The 19,516-nt window shown below is 44.6% G+C and carries 22 protein-coding genes; 11 read left to right on the forward strand and 11 right to left on the reverse strand.

From position 1 onward, the window contains the following. Positions 1-23 precede the first annotated feature (23 nt). From ABDW33_RS19780 to ABDW33_RS19805, 6 genes are all read left to right on the forward strand, one after another. Entirely contained in the window at positions 24-395 is a 372-nt protein-coding gene (locus ABDW33_RS19780) for a hypothetical protein (RefSeq protein ID WP_343691823.1), read from the forward strand. A gap of 118 nt (positions 396-513) precedes the next feature. Continuing rightward, positions 514-1,179: a YetF domain-containing protein gene (locus tag ABDW33_RS19785; RefSeq protein ID WP_343691824.1), complete on the forward strand. Its 666-nt coding sequence runs from the start codon at positions 514-516 to the stop codon at positions 1,177-1,179. A gap of 2 nt (positions 1,180-1,181) precedes the next feature. Further along, positions 1,182-1,865: a YetF domain-containing protein gene (locus ABDW33_RS19790; protein ID WP_343691825.1), complete on the forward strand. Its 684-nt coding sequence runs from the start codon at positions 1,182-1,184 to the stop codon at positions 1,863-1,865. Positions 1,866-1,921: 56 nt separating this feature from the next. Beyond that, complete coding sequence (locus tag ABDW33_RS19795) at positions 1,922-2,755, forward strand: GAF domain-containing protein (protein ID WP_343691826.1); 834 nt, start codon at positions 1,922-1,924, stop codon at positions 2,753-2,755. Positions 2,756-2,778: 23 nt separating this feature from the next. Further along, on the forward strand, positions 2,779-3,831 hold the full coding sequence (locus tag ABDW33_RS19800) for a PAS domain-containing sensor histidine kinase (RefSeq protein ID WP_343691940.1): 1,053 nt from the start codon (positions 2,779-2,781) through the stop codon (positions 3,829-3,831). A gap of 109 nt (positions 3,832-3,940) precedes the next feature. Continuing rightward, positions 3,941-4,297, forward strand: coding sequence for a response regulator (locus ABDW33_RS19805; protein ID WP_343691827.1), 357 nt, complete (start codon positions 3,941-3,943; stop codon positions 4,295-4,297). Here the strand turns inward: ABDW33_RS19805 and ABDW33_RS19810 are convergent. Further along, a complete protein-coding gene (locus tag ABDW33_RS19810; RefSeq protein WP_343691828.1) occupies positions 4,282-4,623 on the reverse strand; it encodes a hypothetical protein in 342 nt (113 codons plus the stop codon). The two genes, ABDW33_RS19805 and ABDW33_RS19810, sit on opposite strands and share 16 nt — an antisense overlap. Positions 4,624-4,685: 62 nt before the next feature. On the opposite strand from ABDW33_RS19810, the gene ABDW33_RS19815 reads away from it, so the two are divergent. Continuing rightward, positions 4,686-5,093 carry a response regulator gene (locus tag ABDW33_RS19815; RefSeq protein WP_343691829.1) on the forward strand — a complete coding sequence of 136 codons (408 nt, stop codon included), beginning with the start codon at positions 4,686-4,688 and terminating at the stop codon, positions 5,091-5,093. A gap of 333 nt (positions 5,094-5,426) precedes the next feature. On the opposite strand, the gene ABDW33_RS19820 is transcribed toward ABDW33_RS19815, so the two are convergent. Together ABDW33_RS19820 and ABDW33_RS19825 are read right to left on the reverse strand one after the other, a co-directional pair. Beyond that, the gene (locus ABDW33_RS19820) at positions 5,427-6,260 is read right to left on the reverse strand and encodes a DUF2911 domain-containing protein (RefSeq protein WP_343691830.1); all 834 of its coding nucleotides are present in this window, start codon (positions 6,258-6,260) and stop codon (positions 5,427-5,429) included. A 32-nt stretch (positions 6,261-6,292) separates the two neighbouring features. Then, positions 6,293-7,057 (reverse strand): LuxR C-terminal-related transcriptional regulator, encoded by a 765-nt coding sequence (locus tag ABDW33_RS19825; RefSeq protein WP_343691831.1) that lies wholly within the window; start codon positions 7,055-7,057, stop codon positions 6,293-6,295. Positions 7,058-7,097: 40 nt separating this feature from the next. On the opposite strand from ABDW33_RS19825, the gene ABDW33_RS19830 reads away from it, so the two are divergent. After that, positions 7,098-7,745 (forward strand): DUF1349 domain-containing protein, encoded by a 648-nt coding sequence (locus ABDW33_RS19830; RefSeq protein WP_343691832.1) that lies wholly within the window; start codon positions 7,098-7,100, stop codon positions 7,743-7,745. Position 7,746: 1 nt separating this feature from the next. Here the strand turns inward: ABDW33_RS19830 and ABDW33_RS19835 are convergent, their stop codons facing one another. Both ABDW33_RS19835 and ABDW33_RS19840 read right to left on the reverse strand, forming a co-directional pair. Further along, positions 7,747-8,250, reverse strand: coding sequence for a C40 family peptidase (locus tag ABDW33_RS19835; protein WP_343691833.1), 504 nt, complete (start codon positions 8,248-8,250; stop codon positions 7,747-7,749). A 58-nt stretch (positions 8,251-8,308) separates the two neighbouring features. Further along, positions 8,309-8,512 carry a hypothetical protein gene (locus ABDW33_RS19840; protein ID WP_343691834.1) on the reverse strand — a complete coding sequence of 68 codons (204 nt, stop codon included), beginning with the start codon at positions 8,510-8,512 and terminating at the stop codon, positions 8,309-8,311. 57 nt (positions 8,513-8,569) lie between these two features. On the opposite strand from ABDW33_RS19840, the gene ABDW33_RS19845 reads away from it, so the two are divergent. After that, entirely contained in the window at positions 8,570-10,093 is a 1,524-nt protein-coding gene (locus ABDW33_RS19845; RefSeq protein WP_343691835.1) for a S41 family peptidase, read from the forward strand. After that, the gene (locus ABDW33_RS19850) at positions 10,090-10,593 is read left to right on the forward strand and encodes a hypothetical protein (protein ID WP_343691836.1); all 504 of its coding nucleotides are present in this window, start codon (positions 10,090-10,092) and stop codon (positions 10,591-10,593) included. The genes ABDW33_RS19845 and ABDW33_RS19850 overlap by 4 nt, the downstream gene beginning before the upstream one ends. A 62-nt stretch (positions 10,594-10,655) precedes the next feature. On the opposite strand, the gene ABDW33_RS19855 is transcribed toward ABDW33_RS19850, so the two are convergent. The 6 genes from ABDW33_RS19855 to ABDW33_RS19880 form a co-directional block, all read right to left on the reverse strand. Continuing rightward, positions 10,656-11,078, reverse strand: a complete 423-nt coding sequence (locus ABDW33_RS19855; RefSeq protein WP_343691837.1) for a hypothetical protein — start codon at positions 11,076-11,078, stop codon at positions 10,656-10,658. A 203-nt stretch (positions 11,079-11,281) separates the two neighbouring features. After that, positions 11,282-12,727, reverse strand: coding sequence for a DUF3526 domain-containing protein (locus ABDW33_RS19860; RefSeq protein ID WP_343691838.1), 1,446 nt, complete (start codon positions 12,725-12,727; stop codon positions 11,282-11,284). After that, positions 12,727-14,109 (reverse strand): DUF3526 domain-containing protein, encoded by a 1,383-nt coding sequence (locus tag ABDW33_RS19865; RefSeq protein WP_343691839.1) that lies wholly within the window; start codon positions 14,107-14,109, stop codon positions 12,727-12,729. The genes ABDW33_RS19860 and ABDW33_RS19865 overlap by 1 nt, the downstream gene beginning before the upstream one ends. Continuing rightward, on the reverse strand, positions 14,109-14,816 hold the full coding sequence (locus tag ABDW33_RS19870) for an ABC transporter ATP-binding protein (protein ID WP_343691840.1): 708 nt from the start codon (positions 14,814-14,816) through the stop codon (positions 14,109-14,111). The genes ABDW33_RS19865 and ABDW33_RS19870 overlap by 1 nt, the downstream gene beginning before the upstream one ends. Positions 14,817-14,821: 5 nt before the next feature. Then, on the reverse strand, positions 14,822-16,930 hold the full coding sequence (locus tag ABDW33_RS19875) for a TonB-dependent receptor (protein ID WP_343691841.1): 2,109 nt from the start codon (positions 16,928-16,930) through the stop codon (positions 14,822-14,824). A 42-nt stretch (positions 16,931-16,972) separates the two neighbouring features. After that, positions 16,973-17,809 (reverse strand): helix-turn-helix transcriptional regulator, encoded by an 837-nt coding sequence (locus tag ABDW33_RS19880; protein WP_343691842.1) that lies wholly within the window; start codon positions 17,807-17,809, stop codon positions 16,973-16,975. 90 nt (positions 17,810-17,899) lie between these two features. On the opposite strand from ABDW33_RS19880, the gene ABDW33_RS19885 reads away from it, so the two are divergent. Next, complete coding sequence (locus ABDW33_RS19885) at positions 17,900-18,814, forward strand: AEC family transporter (protein WP_343691843.1); 915 nt, start codon at positions 17,900-17,902, stop codon at positions 18,812-18,814. The last annotated feature ends 702 nt before the right edge of the window (positions 18,815-19,516 follow it).

The following is a 19,516-nucleotide window of genomic DNA, read 5'->3' on the forward strand; positions in this document are numbered from 1 at the left end:
CGGTCCCATATTTTTACTATCCTATGAGTATTGAAAAAATTGCATTTGACAAGGTGTATGAAGGCCCTGTTGACGCCCGGATCGACTGGGTAGCAGGCGGAAATTTTGACGGCTATATCTACAAAACCTCCCTGAGATTTACCGAAGAAAAGAGTGAAGTAGTCCTGACTACCAGGATCATAGATCAGTCCAGCTTTGATGGAATTGAGTTCGACGAAGACCTGATCGGCAAATTTGAATTCTCAGACAAGCGGGCTATTGTGTGTCAGTTTCCTAATTTCGACATGCGCGGCAGTTTGCTGGGCGAGAATAATGAGTTCATTGCCTTTTCCATCTGGCACAACAAGAACAGGGAAAAAACATATTCACGGGTCTACAAACTAAACGAGGACTAGCTTCATCACTCCGTAACAATAATTCTCTTAAAAGCTTTCAAAAGTGCCATTTTTTAAATGGCACAAATTTGCTTCGATTAAGCTGTATCAGATTAATCACGGGACATTATTGTGTTTAATGATGAAAGAATTACATCGGATTTTATTTGGCGAAGCGCCCGCTTCTTTTTTATTGGAAGTGCTCATCAGGACTGTCGTGATTGTCATCCTGCTTCAATTTATAGTCCGGCCGTTGGGCAAAAGAATGTCGGGGCAATTAACGATCACAGAACTGGCGATCGTCATCATGCTGGGTGCGATCATTGGTGCAATGGCTGAAATCCCTGATAAGGGATTAATGCAGGGAGCGCTCGCATTGTTGCTGATAGCCATTTTTCAACGTAGCATTACCTGGCTGGGCGTACATAACGAAAAGATAGAAAACCTGACGCAGGGGAAATTTTCCATTGTTGTAAAAGAAGGCGTGATTCAGTTACCTGCACTCAAAAAAGCGCTTATTACAAAGGAGCAGTTATTTACCATATTAAGGAGCCAGGAAATTTACCAGCTGGGGCAGGTAAAGCGAGTATACCTGGAAGCCTCCGGCGCATTCAGCATTTATAAAATGAAAACCCCGTCGCCCGGCCTGTCTACTTTACCCACAACGGACAATGAACTTCATGTTACCAGGGCTGAAGAGCCACTGAAAGCCTGTACTTCGTGCGGGAATTTACGTGCATCAGACCATGGCGCCTGTGATGTGTGTAAACAGGATGAATGGGCGCCCGCACAAATTAATATTTAGCTATGCAACCTCAGGATATACATTGGACAGATCTGCAAAGAATACTATTCGGAACATCTCCTGCGGGGTACTACCTGGAGATTATTTTAAGAGTTGCATTTGTGTACCTGCTGCTCGTATGCTGTATGCGGCTGATGGGCAAACGAATGGCTTCACATCTTACCCGGAATGAGTTGATTGCCCTGGCATCACTGGCCGCTGCGGTAGGCCTCCCCATATTAAGTTTTGATAAAGGCCTGATTCCGGCTATTGTAGTCGCTTTCATCGTCGTATCGGGACAACGGATCATCTCTGCTCTTTCCTGTCAGTTTCCCAGGTTTGAACGGGCTACACAGGGTAATATGGATTACCTGCTGAAAGATGGAGTGCTCAAACTTGACAAACTATCACGTACAAGGGTGTCGGAGGAACGGCTATTTTCTATGCTGAGAGAAAACGGCATTATTCACCTTGGAGAATTGAAGAGGATCTATTTCGAGGCGAATGGTACATTCAATTTAGTAAAGGAAACGGAAGTAAAGCTGGGCCTTTGTATATTACCAGTGACAGATGAGGCTTTCAGGAATGAATTAGATTTCAACAGGGGAAAATTGGTTTGTGGCCGGTGTGGGCATGAACATGTACCTGCGTATGTACAATGTACACAATGTAACAGTGTGGATTTTGTACATCCCGTCAATCCTTAATCTCAATTTGTATTATCTTACGGCGGAGATTGTTATATCCCATTAATTCATGCAGTATGGATGCCGCCGCTCAATATAACTCCCTTTTTAACTCCGAAAATGAAGGTTATTGCGTTTTTGAAGTCATTTTTAATCACACCGGACAACCAGAGGATCTGCTTTACCTGCAGGCCAGTCCTGCCTACGAACGGATGACGGGCTTTGGTAGTGTAGCAGGCCGGCGTATCACCGAAGTTGATCCGGGTATAAAAACTTCGCTCGTCTCTGTTTACGCAGGTGTGGTACTCACAGGTGTGCCTGTACGGGTTGAGCATTACATGCCGTCTGCCGATGGTTGGTTTCTTTCCTATGTAATGCCCAAACAGGGAGTACAAATTGCCGTCATCCTGAATAATATCACAGAGAGACGGTTTAAAAACGAAAAACAGCAATATCTTTTACAGTTAGGAGATCAGCTGCGTACAATGGCTGATCCTATCGCAATACAGCAAATGGCCTGCCGCCTGTTGGGTGAGTATACGGGTGCAGACAGGGTACTGTACGGGGATGTAACGGATGAGCGGATGATCAGGATCTGCCAGCACTTTGAGAACGGTGTACCCGCAATAAATGGTGTGTTTGATATCAAAGATTTTGGTGAAGGGATGGTTGATACTTTCAAAAGGAATGAGAAAATTATTATTGAAGATATACATACTACCCCTACCGGTCTTTCGGATTATCATGAGCGATATACAGCTATGCAGGTCAGCGCTTTTGCCTGTATCGGCCTTGTGAAAAATGGTCGTTGGGTGGCTATATTCGGAATGACTCACAGCACAGCCCGAAAATGGACACCGCTTGAAATTGCATTGATGGAAGAAACGGCGGAACGTACCTGGCGGCTGTAGAAAGAGCAAAAGCGCAGGATGCCCTGCGAAAAAGTGAAAGCCTGCTCGCCAGTGTATTTAAAGTACTGCCTGTAGGACTCGGGAGCATCGATACAAAAGGACAGTTTGTATTGGTCAATGAAGTGATGCGACGTTTCATGCCTACCGGGCTGATGCCTTCCATCGACGAAACAGGAGGAGATCGCTGGATGGCCTATAACCCTGACGGGAGTATCATGCCCCGCGAACAATACCCCGGTATCAGTGCCCTGAAAGGAGAACCTGTACTGCCGCATATGGAAATGATCTATATACAGGACGATGGCAGGCAAATCTGGACACGTGTTGCTGCACTGCCTTTGAAAGATGAGCAGGATGAGATCATTGGAGCGGTGGTTGTGATCACTGATATCAATGAATTGAAGACCTTGCTACAAAAGCGGGATGAGTTCATAGGCATTGCAGGCCATGAACTGAAAACACCCGTCACTGCTATGAAAGCCTATGCAGAAATTGCGCAGGAGCAACTGGAAGAACTTGGTAATACAGAAGAGAGTGCAATGCTGGGAGGTATCAATATCCAAATCGATAAATTAACAAAGCTCATTAATCATCTGCTGGATACCACCCGGATTACCGAAGGCAGGTTGCTGTTACAATTTACATCCTTCGATATCAACGAACTGCTGGCAGAGAGAATTGAGGAAATCAGGTATACAACCAATCACCAGTTCGTTTTTGCGCCTGCTATGCTGCCGCTTGTAAAGGCCGACAGGGAAAGGATTGCACAGGTCATCACTAATTTACTTTCCAACGCAGTAAAGTACTCACCAAAGAAATCCGTGATCACCATCAGCAGCGAAGTAGTGGATGAACAAATGGTGGTAACAGTAAAAGATCATGGAGATGGGATACCACCTGATGCACAGCATAATTTGTTTGAACCATTTTACCGGGTGACCGATGCCTATCCGGGGATGGGATTAGGATTGTATATCTCCGCACAGATCATTCAACGACATGGCGGCAGGATGGCTGTTGAAAGCAACATCATGCAGGGATCTACATTTTCATTTACCCTACCATTTGAAAAATAATAGGTTATGTGATTGATATTGTATACTTTTAAAAAATTCTTTTGAAGCCCAAGTAATAATCCTGTTGCCGCGTTCGGCAATGATCTGTAACCATATTAGACCCTCGCTTATGCAGAAGATAATTGTACTTGATGACAACGAAGACATCCTGGAAGCCGTATCTCTCGTATTAAGAAGGAAGCCGCTGGAGGTAGTTGCATTGAGAGACCCTGGAGAATTAATGGATAATATTCCTTCTCATGAACCGGCCTTATTGTTAATGGATATCTTCCTGGGAAAAGACGATGGACGTAGAATCTGTCGCGTTTTAAAAGACAACCCTACCTTTGATCAGCTAACGGTGGTATTGTTTTCCGCACAAGCGTATACGTCTGAATCTGTTGCGGAAAGCGGCGCCGATGCTATATTGGACAAGCCTTTTTCTGTTAAGAAGTTGTACAATGTGATCGATCAGCTGGCGGTATAGCCAAGGAGCGTAAAGTAAAAAGTAGATCCCTCTCCCGGAGTACTTACAAAAGTCTGATGATACCAGTTGGCAGATTTATAAAATTCCTGTTGTATAGTTTCACCGGTTTCAACAACGCGCCTGCATGTCTCGAAATCTTCCTGTCGACTTTGATGAAGCTTGTCTCCAAAAAAAAATTCAGCTGCCCGATTATTGAACACATATACGAAATCGGTAATCATACCCTGCTCATTACGTATCGCTTTCAGCACCTGAATCATGTCTATTGTACTGTCGAGTGTGGCTTTGAGCAGATGAATATAGTCAAGACCTGTTTTTTCCTGCATTGCTTGAAATTAATAAAAAACACTAATTTTGCGGCGCCCTAATAGCCGGGGGACGTACACTTATGTGCAAAGACCATATTACCATTCTGCTGGTGGACGATGACATAGAAGACCAGACACTACTTTCTGAAGCCATCTACAAAATAGCGCCAGCTATTTCTATTAAATTATTTAACAGCGGGTCAGAAGTTTTACAACACCTTTCATCCAGAGAGGATGATACACCTTGTCTTATTGTGTTGGACTACAATATGCCAGGTATCACAGGATTGCAGGTATTGGAACGCATCGGAGAGATTCACAGACTCATCAGCATTCCCAAAATAGTTTGGAGTACTTCCAATTCCCTTCACTTCAAAACACAATGTTTAAACGCGGGGGCACTCAAATACATTGTGAAGCCACAGAATCTTCATGACTTAAACCTGATCGCAGCAGATATCATCAATACCTGTAATCAGGCCGCTTAAGTATGGTCGAGTGAGATGTAAGCTATCCGTTAATGATCAGTTTGGCTGTAAAATGCGGAAAAGATTTTCTCTGCGGCCGCTTCCTTCTGCGGGCAGATCTGGTTGGTAATTATGCCCGCTATCCGGGCATCCTGAAAAGGGGGCATCGCCATCTGATTATCTTATTTTGGGCAGGACGTTGACTAACAAACAGGTCTGGATACAGGGCATCATAAAGAAAAATAACATCCGTAAAAAGGGTATCCCAAAGGTAATTTAGCAACTGCAGGAGTATTATATCCGGCAGGTATCCGCAAAAGTCGGATAAAAATTACGTTTGAGATACCCTTTTAATTATTTACCAGCTTTTTTCAGCAACTCATTGTTAAGATTAACATACTCCTGTATGTTCTCTTTTTTCGCCAGTTCCAGGCCTTCTTTAGCATTGGCAATTGCACCAGCTTTATCACCTGATTTCAACAAAATTTTAGCCTTCCAGTATTTAATATAGAATACATTCGGTTGTGCTTTGTCTGCTTCATTGATATATTCGACTGCTTTTTTGATGTCGATATTATTATCATAGTAATATTGTGCGGCCTGCATGTAAGGCTTCTTATCAGTTGCCATAGCAGAATCAAGGCTTGCGGTGATCTCAGCCTTCTGATCTACTGTGATGTGCAGCTGAACCTGTGTATGATCCCATTCAATGCTCAGTATTGCAGCAGCAGGAGTAACGTTGTCGAAAGACATGGTGTAGGTTTCAACAGCATAAGACAGGGTAGATGGTTTTACGGTAAAACGTAACAGGTCATCTGCCTGGCTGTAAGCGTAGGAACCCCACTGGTTTGATTTTTTGCTGATGATGATCGTCCATTTATCTTTTTCCGGGATAGCGAACAGGCCGTAGGTACCCGCTTCAATTTTGTGGCCTTCGATGCTTACTGCATCTTCGAAGGTGATGGCAGGAATCCCGTTTGCGCCAAGTCTCCATACGGAGCCGTAAGGTACCAGCTCTCCGAAGATCTTACGACCATTCATGTTCGGGCGGCTGTACTTTAATGTAACGTCATGAATACCTACTTTCTGGGTGATGGTGGTTCCACTGCTCGCAGCTGGAATTTTCAATTGTGCATATATCCCGGTTGATAGTGTGAGGGATATAAGGGTGGTAATTACAGTTTTCATGCCGCGAAGTTAGTGTATTATCCAATTCGTTGTTATAACAAATGAATGGCGTCTGCGATTCTGCAGGCGGCCATGGAGTTGTTGACGTGTAGCTTCTGCAGGATGTTTTGCCGGTGCCTGTTGACGGTATATACACTAATAGAAAACTCCGCTGCTATCTCTTTACTACTGCTACCTGTTTTGATCATGCGCAATACATCTTTTTCCCTTTCAGACAGTATTGTACTAACCTGTTGCTGATCCGGCAATAATATCTGCCCCGTCCTGGAATTCACGATCCTTCCAAAGTAGGCATTGCCTTCTAGCTGTTGTGGCGGAAAGTTATACAGGCATAATGCCATCCATACACTACCATTGTCCGCATTCCTGATATAAAACATGCGGTGCTGCACCTGCACATATTCATCCTGGGCATTCCGCATATGCAGGATACTATTTACATAATAATCGTATCGTTCATTATTGGGCAGGTCTTTCAGCATATGGAAAAATTGCAATTCCATCGCATGTTTCGATTGCAGGTCATCCTGCCTGATTCTCCTGAATAGGCCCTCTTCCCAGATAGAATCGATTTCATTTTCTATTTCCAGGCCCAATGCGGCACCCACACCGCCTGAGTATATATAACTCCGGTTAGCCTTCAGGTCACTCAGCACACAAACCGCATTTTCGATGCCAGCATAGACTTTGGCTACCAGCTGACATTGTGCCAGCGGGGAGTCCTGCTGCAAAAAAGGTTGTGTCAGCAGCGTATCATTCAGTATATTTTGGTTATTATTAACCATTGCACCTTGCATAAGCACCATTTACATTTGCAAAAGTAATAATTCAATATATATGAAAAAGATTCTCTGGACCGTAGTTTCACTCATTAGTTTGCAGACAGTATCAGCCCAGACGCTTGAGAAAATGCAGTGGTTTAACGAACCTGCCAAATGGAATATCAAGGATAAGGCACTGACTGTGTTCGTCACGCCGCAAACGGATTACTGGCGTATTTCTCACTATGGATTTACCGTAGATGATGCGCCGTTTTATTTTACCACTTACGGTGGAGAATTTGAGGTGAAGGTAAAACTTACCGGTAATTACAAGGCTCGTTTCGATCAGATGGGTTTAATGATCAGAACAGACCAGGAAAATTATATCAAGACCGGGGTGGAGTTTGTAGATGGAAAATTCAATGTGAGTACGGTCGTGACCCATCATACCAGCGACTGGAGTGTGACCACATTGGATAAGGTACCTCCCTTTATCTGGATTAAGGCAGTAAGAAGACTGGATGCCGTGGAGATCTTTTACTCCCTTGACGATACCAATTACGTGATGACCCGCAATTGCCCACTGCAGGACAATCGGCCGGTAATGGTAGGTATGATGGCCGCTTCTCCTGATGGACAGGGATTTGAGGCCAGGTTCGAAGACTTTACTGTAAAGCATTTACCCGATCAGCGTCGCCTGCAATGGTTAGAAAAGCACCAATAATTCAGATATACCGGATCACTTTTACAAACCTGCCCATGTAATACTTATCAAGTGTAGTCTCAGTTACACCATAAGCCTTACCAGAGGTGGAATGGATAAATACCACACTGTCACCAACCTGTGTAATAATACCCATATGGCCTACAGTACGATCTGTGCTGTCCGTGCCGGTAAACAGGATCAGGTCACCGGGTTGTGCCCCTGCCAGTGGAACGGGTGTCCCTTCATTGGTGAAACCAGCACTACTCCTGGGTACATCAATCCTGAAGTGATTGAAAACGTAGGTAATAAACCCGGAACAGTCAAAGCCAATAGCAGGATTGGCAGATCCGTATTTATAAGGGGTTCCTTTCAGTGTTTTGGCGAAGCTGAGCAGCCTGACAGTCAGTGTAGTATCCAGTGTAGTAGTAGCTACAGGCGCTGCCGTGAACGTAGAATCAATGCCCCGTTCTTTCGGTACATCACTACAGGATAGTATACAGGATAGTAATAAGGTATTCAACATAAGTATAACAGTATGGCGTACAGAGGATAGTCTCTGTACGCCATTGTTGTAAATATACTTATTTTTTATCATTCTTTTCTTCGTCCGCATCTTCTTCCCCGTTATCAGGTAAATCATTGTTGGAAGCCATTCCTTCCCCCACTTTACGTACAAGGGTAGAGATCGGTCCGTCCATATGTTCCTCAGGATGTCCGCCTGTGGTTTCAGGATCTGGTTGGATCAGTGGTTCTTCCTGTTTCTTTTTGGGATCTTGCTGTATCATATCACATCGTTTTGATTCAATGATAGCGATAACAAAATCATGCCTACATTTGTAACTATGAAAAACGTACTGGTATTTCTTCTGCTTCTCCAGCAGGTAGTAAGCGCACAACAAATAAAGAAGGATAGCATTCACACCTACAATAAGACCCTTCAACCCGGGGAAATGAAATCTGACCTCGACATCTTCCTTGGCATCCGTAAAACGGCTAATTCCGGCCTTTATCGCTATCGTACACCCAGGCAGATAGACAGCATTTACAAGTGGGCTTCCAGGGAGGTGAAAAAGCCTATGACCACACTGGATTTCTTCCATATTATCCTGCAACTGACGGATTTCGAAGGGAGTTGTCATAACTATACTGAACCCGGAGATGCACTGGTGGGTTATCTCAACAGGCAGAGGGCCTTTTTCCCCTACGCGATGAAGTATATAGAAGGCAAAATGGTATTCAATACGGTGGGAGCTGGCATACCTGTTGGTTCCGAAATTCTGCGTATCAATGGTGTACCTGAGCAACAACTGATGCAGTCTTTCTACAAATATTGCACTTCCGATGGGTTCAACATGACAGACAAACAATCGGGTAGCGTCGACAATAGTTATGGTATCAGGTACCTGTACGAATACGGGGTAAATGACAGCTTTAAGATAGAATACCGGGCGCCGGGTAGTGTGGAAAGTCAGACATTGACCGCTGCTGCGATTACCAATGATCAGCGAAGCGCCATATTCCGTTTAAGACATAGCGCACCGGTAGACAGCATCACAGATTGGCGCGTACAACCTGCCTATGGATTTAAGATGGTGACACCCAATACCGGCTTATTCAGTTTTCGCATTTTTAATATGGCCGACGATGAGACTGATCCACGATTCCCGGTTTACGTGAAATACATAGACAGCGTTTTTCAGTTGCTGGCGAAAAACGATGTGCCAAATCTCATCATAGACCTGCGGGGCAATCCAGGCGGTAGCGATCCTACCTTCGAACAACCTGTGATGTACCTGACGGATGCCAGCTTTAAAGAGAACGCAGTTGCGTATACCATCTTTGGAAAGCAGATCCCTTATGAGCAGTACTTCTGGGGTATTTCTACTGCTCACAAAATGGATAGCGCTGAAAAGGCAGCGGGAAAAGAAATGCTGTTGGATTATTTCCCCGAACTTGTCAACGGGAAAAACATGCAAAATCCAAAGTATAATCCTGTATATCATCCAAAGAGCCCGGGATACAAGGGGAAATTGTACATGCTGGTGGATGAGCGGGTGGCTTCTGCGGGATCGCACATGGCATCGCTGGTTAAGGCGTATGCCAGGAATGTGACCGTGGTCGGTGTAGAGACCACTGGTGGGTACTATTATCACAATGGCCATATGACTATGGTGTATGAATTACCGCATTCTAAAATAAAATCAAAGTTCTCAATTGTACATGTAGAACAGGATGCTGTCGTGAAACCTGATCAGCCGGAAGGAAGAGGAATTATTCCTGATTATACGGTTTGGCCTACTTTCAACGACTTTATGCAGAACCGGGATACCCAGATGGAATTTGTCTTAAAGTTAATCGGTCAATGAAGTATTTAATGCTCCTATGCTTAGGAGGGATGTTGCTGGTATATTGTAAGCGACCTGCCCCCCGCAGCAATCCTGTAGATTCCGTTAGCACCTTGCCAACCCACCCTCCTGAGGTAAAAACCGACTCCTTGCTGATCATTCCTGACACAGCAACTATTGAAGCCGGCATATTTAATAAGAAGGAAAACATGGAACCGGGTAAGGAGGAATATCTCTTCTGTGAAAAATGGAACCTGGATTCCAGTACAATTGTCGCAATTGTCAGAGGCTTTACACCCATTAATGGCTCTACCTGGCATTATGGTTATGACAATTTTGACTGTGAGCTGGTAGGCTATGTGAAGATAAGCGGGAAGCCCTATAAGATGTACCTCAATGCAGGATCTTATTTTTTCTTAACAACGCCCAATGAGCAGTATATATTTGGTGATGAAAAAAATGCGTTTAACAAGTATTTTCTGGAAGGAAATATATATGACGCTTACCTTGAGGACAGGTAAAATATTACAGGCGTACACCAACGCCTGTCGGATGGAGTACGCCCATTCAGCATCCCGGGAGACTATGCAATCCTGGGTAGTTTTACCGCCGTCAGCACAATACATCCCGCCTGTTTATTACCCTCCTTACACGCCTTATCCTGCACGATATCGCCCACTACAGCGCTGGATCCATAATGTGCCACTACACCACTTACCACACCTTCCATTAGTTCCATATTGGAATAGTTATAAAAAACAGGCTCTACTTTGATAATAGATCTGAATTCGTGTTCTAACTGAAACCGGATTTTCTTCTCCATATCCGGCAGATCCTGCTCATTACATCTGACTGCATTGATGATGACCTGTGTATCCCATACGATGCGCTCTCTTAACCAGCCATAGTAATTTTTACCGGAAGTGATAATTTGCTCTTGCTTAAAGTTGTGATCAGGGATCATTTTGTTGATCTCTTCAATGATGTGGCTTTTAGAGTAGTCCATTTTATAGTTGTTTTTAACGTCGGTCTTTTTCAAATGTGAGATTAAGACTCCCGGCGCGATTAATTCATGTTCACAGTTTCCCCATCAGGTGATCTTTGTCATTCATCACATGGGTCGAGGTATAGGCCGGGGTACCGCTACGACAATTTTCCTCAAAACAGGCCTTTGCACAATGTACCGTAGTCGAAAGAAGACACCTGGTACTATCTCTTCAGTAAGCGCAGATAAGCTATACCCAGTAATCCAAAGGTGATAAAAAAGTACACCAGCGTAGATCTGCCTAAATAACTCCAGTCATAACCGGCATACACCTTCGGTTGAAACCGGGGTATCCTGTCTGCATCCTGCCGGGTAAATGTACGGAAAGTAGTTTCCTCTGCCATTTTCGGAAAGTAAAATCGCTGGGTTACCTTTCTGAATGTATCTACATCTGTACTAAAAGCGTTGAACTGGTGCCAGTGCGTGCCGGCTAACGCATTCAACTGCTCCTGAAGCATCAAAGCCGGACTTGCCAGCTGAAAGCGCCTGATAGCTGCCTGTTGCTTTTCAATCTGACTATACAACTGCCTTTCCGCTACTTCCGCCGCCCCATCTTTGATTTCCTGGCTCTTGTATACTATCACGCCATAACCGTACACCATTCCCGGTGTGACAACAGACGCTTGCCTGATCATGGTCCTTGGGTTGTTAAAGACATCTTTTGTCAACTCCTGGCCGTCTTTCTCAAAATAACTGTTCAATGCCTTCCGTTCCTCGTTAACCATCATGATCCTGCTTGGAATGGGGTATACCTTATTCAATCCAATCTGGAGAATATTAGGTACAATGATACCTGTGAACAGCCAGATGAAGATCAGCGTCATTGCATTGACAGCAGACCCCATTGAGAAGCTGTTAACGAAAAGGGATAAAGTAAACCAGTACGCAAAGTAAAGTGATACACAGGCCACCATCCACCACCAGTTAGATGTACTGAAAAACTGCCCACCGATCAGTATCATCAGCACCATGGTCACAATCAGCCAGAAAAAGAATGTGAACAACACATACCTGATCCCAATCCGGAATGTGATCAGCCTGGCCAGAGACTGATTGCTGGTTTTCAACAATACCCAGGTACCCTGTTCCTTTTCTGATGAGAGTACATTATAGGTGAACACAATGATCAGGAGGGGAAACAGGTAGATGACTACAAACGAAAAATCGAAGTTCCCGATAAACTGTAAAAAGCTATTCTCAATCTCTCCATCATACGTAAGGTACTGCTTCCTGGTAATATTTACCTTGTAATAGAAGGGTTGAATATCACTCTGCCCCACACTTAACGCCTGCAAAGGGAAGGGTTGCTTTACTGCGAACTGTGGCCCCTCATTTCTCGCCGTATTATAGGCGAAAGTCGGGTCATCCCAGATAAAACCCGGATACACCATATGGTTCAACTCAATACGGGCTATGCGCTGCCGAAGGCTATCCGTGATCTCCGTATCATAATCTTTTATTTTCTGAATGGTGCTAAGTTGTTTATGATACATACTGCTGCCAATCCACAAAGATGATAGCAGCATAAAGAAGATAATGGTAAATAAATACACCAGTACCTTATTGCGCAATAGCAACCTGATCTCGTGTTTGATAATCGCCTGTAGCATCACACTGACAATTTGCGGTAAGAAAAGAACATTAATCCAATGGCGGCCAGGATCCAGCAACCGAGTATGGTCAGTGCACCACTGGCTGCCGTGACGCGGCGGGCAATGCCCGGCGGCTGGTAACTAAACTGCGGCACTGTTTTCCAGAAATCATTCGTCGCTTCTACATGATGCTGGTAAAAATCATCTACGATCACCCCCATTTTCCTTCTATGCATTTCTGCTTTTTCGGCGAAGTCATTATGCGTATTCATATCTGTCGCTGTCATGTGCATGGAAAAATCCCGGAATGCCAGGAAAGGGGAGAAGAGCGCCAGCATCCGGACCATGGCGTCCTGCTTTGCCTGGTTATTTTCTATAGCCGTGTAGGCACGATCCATTACTTTACCATCAGACTCTTCAAAATATTCAATCGTGATAGGAATAAAAAATACAGGAAGTTGCTGGATGCTGTCTACATGGTATTCCGCCAGTGTTCTTTGCAAAAGCTTCTCCCGGCGTTCGTCTTTATGCCCTTCCCCATTTACACCATACTGCATTTCCCGGAAGATGTTTTCCTCAAATTCAACCGAAGTGATTGCAGGATAGGCATGCCTTGAAATCTCCGCAGATAAGCGGGGTATAAGAAATACGCCCGTGAGCCAGAAACCTGAAAGTATTACCAGCGATAGTGTAGCGCTTCTGGTGATCAATGATACAGAGACAGCGATACTCGTCATGATGACCGCAAATATACATACACCTGCTGCGTATATAGTAAAGCCCGGGAGTATGGTACTGGTGCAGGCCACCATTAATATAAATGCGGCAAGTATGATAATACCAGCGATCATAAATATCACCGCCATACAGGCCAGGAGTTTGCCTGCATACAACTGGAATTTACCCGCTCCTGCCCCCAGCAGCATTTTGATGGTGCCATTTTCCCACTCTTTGGAGAAAATATTATGACAGATCAGGAATACAAATAAGGGAAAGATAAACTGAATCAGGTAGGCGATATTAAAAAATCCAAAGCTCTTCAGGCTTGTCGCATCCGTCACTTCCCTGAATTTAATGATCCCTCTTTTATGTGGTTCCAGGTAAAAAGAATTGCCGGTATAGTCTTCTATGCCGTTGTCGATCATAGCCAGATCGGCGGTTGGCTTGTAAGCATAGAAGCCGAAATGCGCTCCCAGGTGTGGATTCTTATTCCCCTGCGATATGAATTGCTGGTAGGTGGTGGCCTGCGATTCCTGCAGCAGCTGGCTATGTGTGGTGTAATAGGTGTAGCCGTTGTAGACAGACAGTGCTGTTAATACCAGCAAGCCTATGATCATCCACGACAGCTTTGCTGTACGAAAAATCTCTTTTAGTTCCTTCCTGAAAATAATCCTGATCATCAGATATCTGCTTTAACTACATCAATATACAACCGGGTCAGATCAGTATCCGATATCGCTGCAGCGTTCATCTCATGGCGCAGTTTGCCTTTGTGCATGATTCCGATCCGGTTACCCAGGTTCTTTGCCATGAGCAGGTCATGGGTAGCCATGAGTGTGCATACGCCCTGTGCGCTCAGTCTTTTGATAATCTCCGCAAATTCATTGCTGGCATGAGGATCCAGCCCGGAGGTCGGTTCGTCCAGGAACAGCACTTTCGCTTTTTTTACCAGCGCTATGGCTATTCCTACCTTCTGCCGCATGCCTTTGGAATAGGAGTTCACCCGCTTATCGAAAGCGCTGCTTTGCAAACCAGCCGTGTCCATGTAAGCTTTCAACTCCTGCCGGGTATATTTGAATCCGGAGAGCGCACTGAAATATTCCAGGTTTTCCATCCCGGTAAGGGTAGGATAGAGGTTGACTATCTCCGGAATATAAGCGACCATATTGCGGGTAGCAGTATTGTTCACAGCAACTTCCTGCCCGTCGATAAAAGCACGGCCACCCGAAGCGGGAATGAATCCTAAAAATATATTGATGGTAGTAGACTTACCGGCTCCGTTGGAGCCCAGGAGACAATATACTTCGCCTGCGTTGATCGCTAAATTGAGCCTGTCTAAAGCCGTATAATCCCCGTACTGTTTCGTTAAATTCTCTGCAATCAGCATATGGTTCAGAAATTGTAATTGATAGATAATCTGCCACTGGTACCTGCCTGCGGCACCCAGTAATACAGTCCGTTCCTGTACCAGGGCGTTGCAATCAGGTGTTTATCCAGCAGGTTATTTACCAGCAGGTATACTTTGATCTTTTTGTACTTATAACCAATACCGCCGTCTACACGGAAGTAATCCGGCGTTGCATGTGGAGTGGCAGTAGCATATCGCTCCCCGCGTTTCCCCTGGTATTGATAGCCCAGCGAGAAAGAAAGCGAACAGGGAAGCTCGTAGTTCAGCCATGTATTTTGTACATGTTTCACATACATGGGTGTGGGCTTACCAATCAGCGCTTTGTTGACATCATTATCAACTCTGGCATCGTTGTAAGCATAGTTGATGATCACATTCATGCCTTTGAACAACTGTCCCATGATGTCGATGTCCACCCCCCGGGAACTGGATCCCCCGATCTGCACCTTATAGCTGCTATTGTCAGGATCAATGCCGATAATGTTCCTGCGTGTTAGATCATAGTAGGCAATGGTAGTGTTCCATCGGCCATTCATCCAGTTCTTTTTCAGACCAGCTTCGATGGATCTTCCTTTCAGCGGTTGAATCGCCTCTCCTGTACTGGTCATGCCTGCCTGTGGTACGATGGTGCGGTCATAGAGTGTATAAGCTGTGAAACCTTCCAGGATACTGTAGCTGATCGCTAGGCGAGGTGTAAATACACGGTCTGCAGAAGAAGTGATTACACCACTCACCTGGTTATGTGTACTGATAGCGGTATACCTGCCGCCAATTGTAAACCGGAACTTTTGTACATGTATTTCATCCAGTGCATATAGAGAATAATAATCTATTGTCTGATCGGTATTGACAGCGTTGGAATGATAGCCGGGGATGGCTGTGCCATAGACAGGATTGCTGATGTCGAGCCTGTAATAGGTAGTGTCATATGCGAAATAACTATCTGCAATGAATTGCTTTTGGTTCACGTCAATGCCTGCCAGTATCTGATGGTTGCCCACCTTCCCGTTCACGAATGCCTGTTCAGAGAATACCTGCGTTTTTGCATTGTCATATTTAGGATTGCGCAACAATATCTTTGGATCTCCGTTATTCACACCCGTCACCCACATATAAATACCTTCTATTTTATTTTGCATCCATGCACCGCGTACTGTAAAGTGCCAGTTGTCATTAAAGGCATGTTGATAGGTGAGGAAGGCCGTGTGATCGGATACATGGTAGGGGGGAAGACTCTTTTCAGAAATAGTAAAGTCATTAGGCAGCGTACCGAAACCATCAGGCGACATAACGATAGGGCTCATCAGACCATAACGGAAAGATTGAAACATATATTCCGCCGTGATGGCACTTCGGTCGCTCAGCTTGTATTTTATAACCGGTGCAATCAGGTATCTTTTATTGAAATCATATTTTACAAACGATCGGGTGGTCATTGCCATGCCATTCACGCGATAATAGAGCCGCCTGGAGAGCTGGCCATCAAAATCGGCCGCTATACGGTAAAAGTCCCGGCTACCCAGCATTACGTCTACTGACTTCTTTGTTTGCCCGGTAGGTTGTTTTGTCATCACGTTGAACGTGCCTGCCGGATCACCAATATTGCTCATAAACAGGGATGGGCCTTTGATGAACTCCACCCTGTCGATAATCGCTACATCTTCTGGTACAGGCCCCCTGTAAATAGGGGTAAGGTCGATACCATTACGCAGGGTGGAAACCTGTCCTCCCCGCATAAACAAATAAGGGCCGAGATTATTCGAGACCTCCTGTCTGATCACACCGCTCACGTTGCGGGATACACCCTCCGTCATATTAAAGCTTGCCTGATCCCTGATCACCTCTGTGCTGATTTCCTGGATGTTCTGGGAGAGATTGATGAGCGGAGTTTGCAGGCGCAGGGCACTGGAAACAGTGTTGATCTGGTATTGTTTGTAATATTTGGAAGTGATACTGATCTCTTTGAGTTGTGAGCGGAACCCGATCGTAGAATCCTGTGCAGCAGCAAGGTTCCCGTACAGAAGGAGTATTGAAGTGAATATGGCCATTATTCGCATGCGCGCGAAGGTACGGGCTATTTGGTTGATTGACAAGTGATCGTGGGCAGTTTTAAACGATTCAGCCGCGGAGCCGGGTTATGCCTGGTGTTTCTTTTTATAGGTTCGGAAGGTAGTGGCAGTTCTTTTCTTGAAGTAATTGGAAAGGTGGCTTTCATCGGTAAAACCAAATTCATCAGCAATCTGCCGGAGCGTTAAACCTGCTGCTACACGGCCTTCAATCAGTTTGATCCGGTACTTGTCAATGTATTCCCTGAAGGGCAGTCCATAATTGTTTTTGAAGTATTTGCCGAAGTAATTTTGAGAGATATTGAAGGTGAGTGCAAGGTGCTTTACCTGTATTTTTTCAGGTTCGTAGATATGTTGGTGAATGAAGGAGATAAGGGCCTGTTTATCATCGTTCCAGGTATATGCGTTATTCATACCGCCCCATTGCTGTTGAAAGAGGGCGAATAGCGACAGTACCTGGTAGAAAGTAAAGGGGGAGGAGAGCATTTCCCTGCTTTCCCTCGAATCAACGAGGGTTTTAATGGTCCTATGCAGATTCATTTGAGAAAGACGATCCATGGTGAGGCGCATCTCTTTGAACGCCTTATTCCGCATCATCATTTCCGGCTGGAATTTGAGCAGCGAATCAGGCATAAGATGTTTGCGTTCGCTGAAATAACTATCCGTGAATTTGATGACCCCAAAATGCGTTTTACGCCTGATCTCCAGGTAGTGTGTATCCTCGGGGGAAATAAGGAACCAGTCATTTGCACGGTAATCGACAATACTGCTGTTCAGGTAGTGTTTACCACTTCCTGTAAAGATGTATACGATTTCATAATAGGTCTGAGAATGAGAAGGTTGGTGAAATTGTTCTTTTACAAACTCCTCAATGACCAGTGCGTCGAACTGCCGAAGTTTCTTCATGACCTAAAATTACATATTTATGGTGCTTTTTTGCAAGTTAATCCTGGTCGCTCTTTTCCAATTTTGCATTATAATTTTTGTTAAAGCAGAATGGACAATTTCATATTAATCGCTGTCTGCATGCTGGCAGGCATGGCGATGCAAAAGGCAAAATTATTGCCTGCGGATGCGCATAAAGGCATCAATATCTGGTTACTGTATCTGGCACTTCCTGCAGTATCGCTGAAATATATTCCGACAATAGAATGGTCGCTGAAGATGTTGTTCCCTCTTTTATCAACGGTGATTGTATGGGCAGGGAGTGCGTTGTTTATGGCCTGGTATGTAAGACGTAAGCGATATGGACAGCGGTCCCGGAGTACCCTGGAGTTATCGAGCGGATACAGTAATACCTCGTTTATCGGATTTCCTCTTATCATCGCATACTTTGGTGAAAAATACCTGAGTATAGCGATTATCTGTGACCAGGTAATGTTTATTCTTTTGTCAACCGCAGGCATCATTACTGCAATAAGGGGCGACCGTAAATCAGGGGTACAGGTAGAAGTTAAAATGATCCTCAGAAAACTGTTTACGTTCCCGCCATTTATTGGTTGTATCTCAGCGCTGACATTGCCGCATATCATTAATCTGGCGCCGATGGAACCACTGTTTGGGAAGCTGGCCGGCACCGTAGCGCCGTTGGCATTGTTTTCAATCGGGATGCAGTTACGGTTTAACGGTTGGGCAAAACAGCGGGGACAATTGTCCATGGTATTATTGTATAAATTGATACTAGCGCCGCTTTTGGTGTTGGGCGCTGCCATTGCAACAGGTGTGTGGGGAGATGTGGCAAAGATCAGCATCTTCGAGGCGAGTATGCCTACATTTATAACAGCAAGTGTGTTGGCAGAACAGTTTAACCTGAACTTCCGGCTGGTGAATTTAATCATCGGAATCGGGATCCTGGCAGGGTTGATGTCGACGTTTATGTGGGCGAATATCCTGCAGTATCTATATAGTTGATTTCTAATTGAATTCTAATATGCTGGTAGAGAGTAATGCACTAACTTGGCGCTTTATAAGAACGGGATGTGTATACTTTCTACCAGCTGTTTTTTGTAATGATTGTCTCTGTTTTTTGTTGAAAGTATGCCCCTTTTCATCCTATATCCCTGCACTGATCATAATATTAGTCATCGTTTATCAGCAGCAGTATTGCCGCTAAGATTGATAGTGGATATACATGGGCGCTTATTCTTATGAGCTCTTTAAGTTTATAGATTTTTTTGAGAAGAAAAAACTAAGTTCGCAAAGCAATGGCCTGGTATTCCTGCCAGGCCTTACAAAAATGACGAGTCAATTGCGATTGATTCCAAACGATGTTCATCAGAAAGTTCCCCTATGATTACGCTGACACCTTTTAATAAACTTGTTTGTCCTGCATCAGGTTCATTCTCGTTACGCTGGCGATTTCCTCGCTTATTATCAAAAAAAATTTACCCCGATAAGCATCCAGAAACATCCACGCAGATTGCTAAACTGGTTTCGCTCCATTTTCGCCGTTTTACCAATTTAGGAGAGTTCGATCAGATCTTCTAGAAATCACTGCAAATAGGGACTTCATTATTCAACTGATAATGAAGTGCTTTGAATAAAGTACTCATTATTTTTCTCTGGAAAATGCCAGGAATCAGCGCATTTCACCGCTCAAAAGCAATCCTATGC

Source organism: Chitinophaga sp. (genome assembly GCF_039596155.1).
Taxonomy (GTDB): domain Bacteria; phylum Bacteroidota; class Bacteroidia; order Chitinophagales; family Chitinophagaceae; genus Chitinophaga.

Coding starts and splice junctions, on each gene's coding strand:
- ABDW33_RS19795 (WP_343691826.1), top strand. CDS start 1,922: ATGGATGCCGCCGCTCAATATAACTCCCTTTTTAACTCCGAAAATGAA.
- ABDW33_RS19810 (WP_343691828.1), bottom strand. CDS start 4,623: ATGCAGGAAAAAACAGGTCTTGACTATATTCATCTGCTCAAAGCCACA.
- ABDW33_RS19865 (WP_343691839.1), bottom strand. CDS start 14,109: ATGATCAGGATTATTTTCAGGAAGGAACTAAAAGAGATTTTTCGTACA.
- ABDW33_RS19790 (WP_343691825.1), top strand. CDS start 1,182: ATGCAACCTCAGGATATACATTGGACAGATCTGCAAAGAATACTATTC.
- ABDW33_RS19870 (WP_343691840.1), bottom strand. CDS start 14,816: ATGCTGATTGCAGAGAATTTAACGAAACAGTACGGGGATTATACGGCT.
- ABDW33_RS19780 (WP_343691823.1), top strand. CDS start 24: ATGAGTATTGAAAAAATTGCATTTGACAAGGTGTATGAAGGCCCTGTT.
- ABDW33_RS19850 (WP_343691836.1), top strand. CDS start 10,090: ATGAAGTATTTAATGCTCCTATGCTTAGGAGGGATGTTGCTGGTATAT.
- ABDW33_RS19785 (WP_343691824.1), top strand. CDS start 514: ATGATGAAAGAATTACATCGGATTTTATTTGGCGAAGCGCCCGCTTCT.
- ABDW33_RS19830 (WP_343691832.1), top strand. CDS start 7,098: ATGAAAAAGATTCTCTGGACCGTAGTTTCACTCATTAGTTTGCAGACA.
- ABDW33_RS19805 (WP_343691827.1), top strand. CDS start 3,941: ATGCAGAAGATAATTGTACTTGATGACAACGAAGACATCCTGGAAGCC.
- ABDW33_RS19815 (WP_343691829.1), top strand. CDS start 4,686: ATGTGCAAAGACCATATTACCATTCTGCTGGTGGACGATGACATAGAA.
- ABDW33_RS19855 (WP_343691837.1), bottom strand. CDS start 11,078: ATGGACTACTCTAAAAGCCACATCATTGAAGAGATCAACAAAATGATC.
- ABDW33_RS19825 (WP_343691831.1), bottom strand. CDS start 7,057: ATGCAAGGTGCAATGGTTAATAATAACCAAAATATACTGAATGATACG.
- ABDW33_RS19820 (WP_343691830.1), bottom strand. CDS start 6,260: ATGAAAACTGTAATTACCACCCTTATATCCCTCACACTATCAACCGGG.
- ABDW33_RS19880 (WP_343691842.1), bottom strand. CDS start 17,809: ATGAAGAAACTTCGGCAGTTCGACGCACTGGTCATTGAGGAGTTTGTA.
- ABDW33_RS19840 (WP_343691834.1), bottom strand. CDS start 8,512: ATGATACAGCAAGATCCCAAAAAGAAACAGGAAGAACCACTGATCCAA.
- ABDW33_RS19860 (WP_343691838.1), bottom strand. CDS start 12,727: ATGCTACAGGCGATTATCAAACACGAGATCAGGTTGCTATTGCGCAAT.
- ABDW33_RS19845 (WP_343691835.1), top strand. CDS start 8,570: ATGAAAAACGTACTGGTATTTCTTCTGCTTCTCCAGCAGGTAGTAAGC.
- ABDW33_RS19885 (WP_343691843.1), top strand. CDS start 17,900: ATGGACAATTTCATATTAATCGCTGTCTGCATGCTGGCAGGCATGGCG.
- ABDW33_RS19835 (WP_343691833.1), bottom strand. CDS start 8,250: ATGTTGAATACCTTATTACTATCCTGTATACTATCCTGTAGTGATGTA.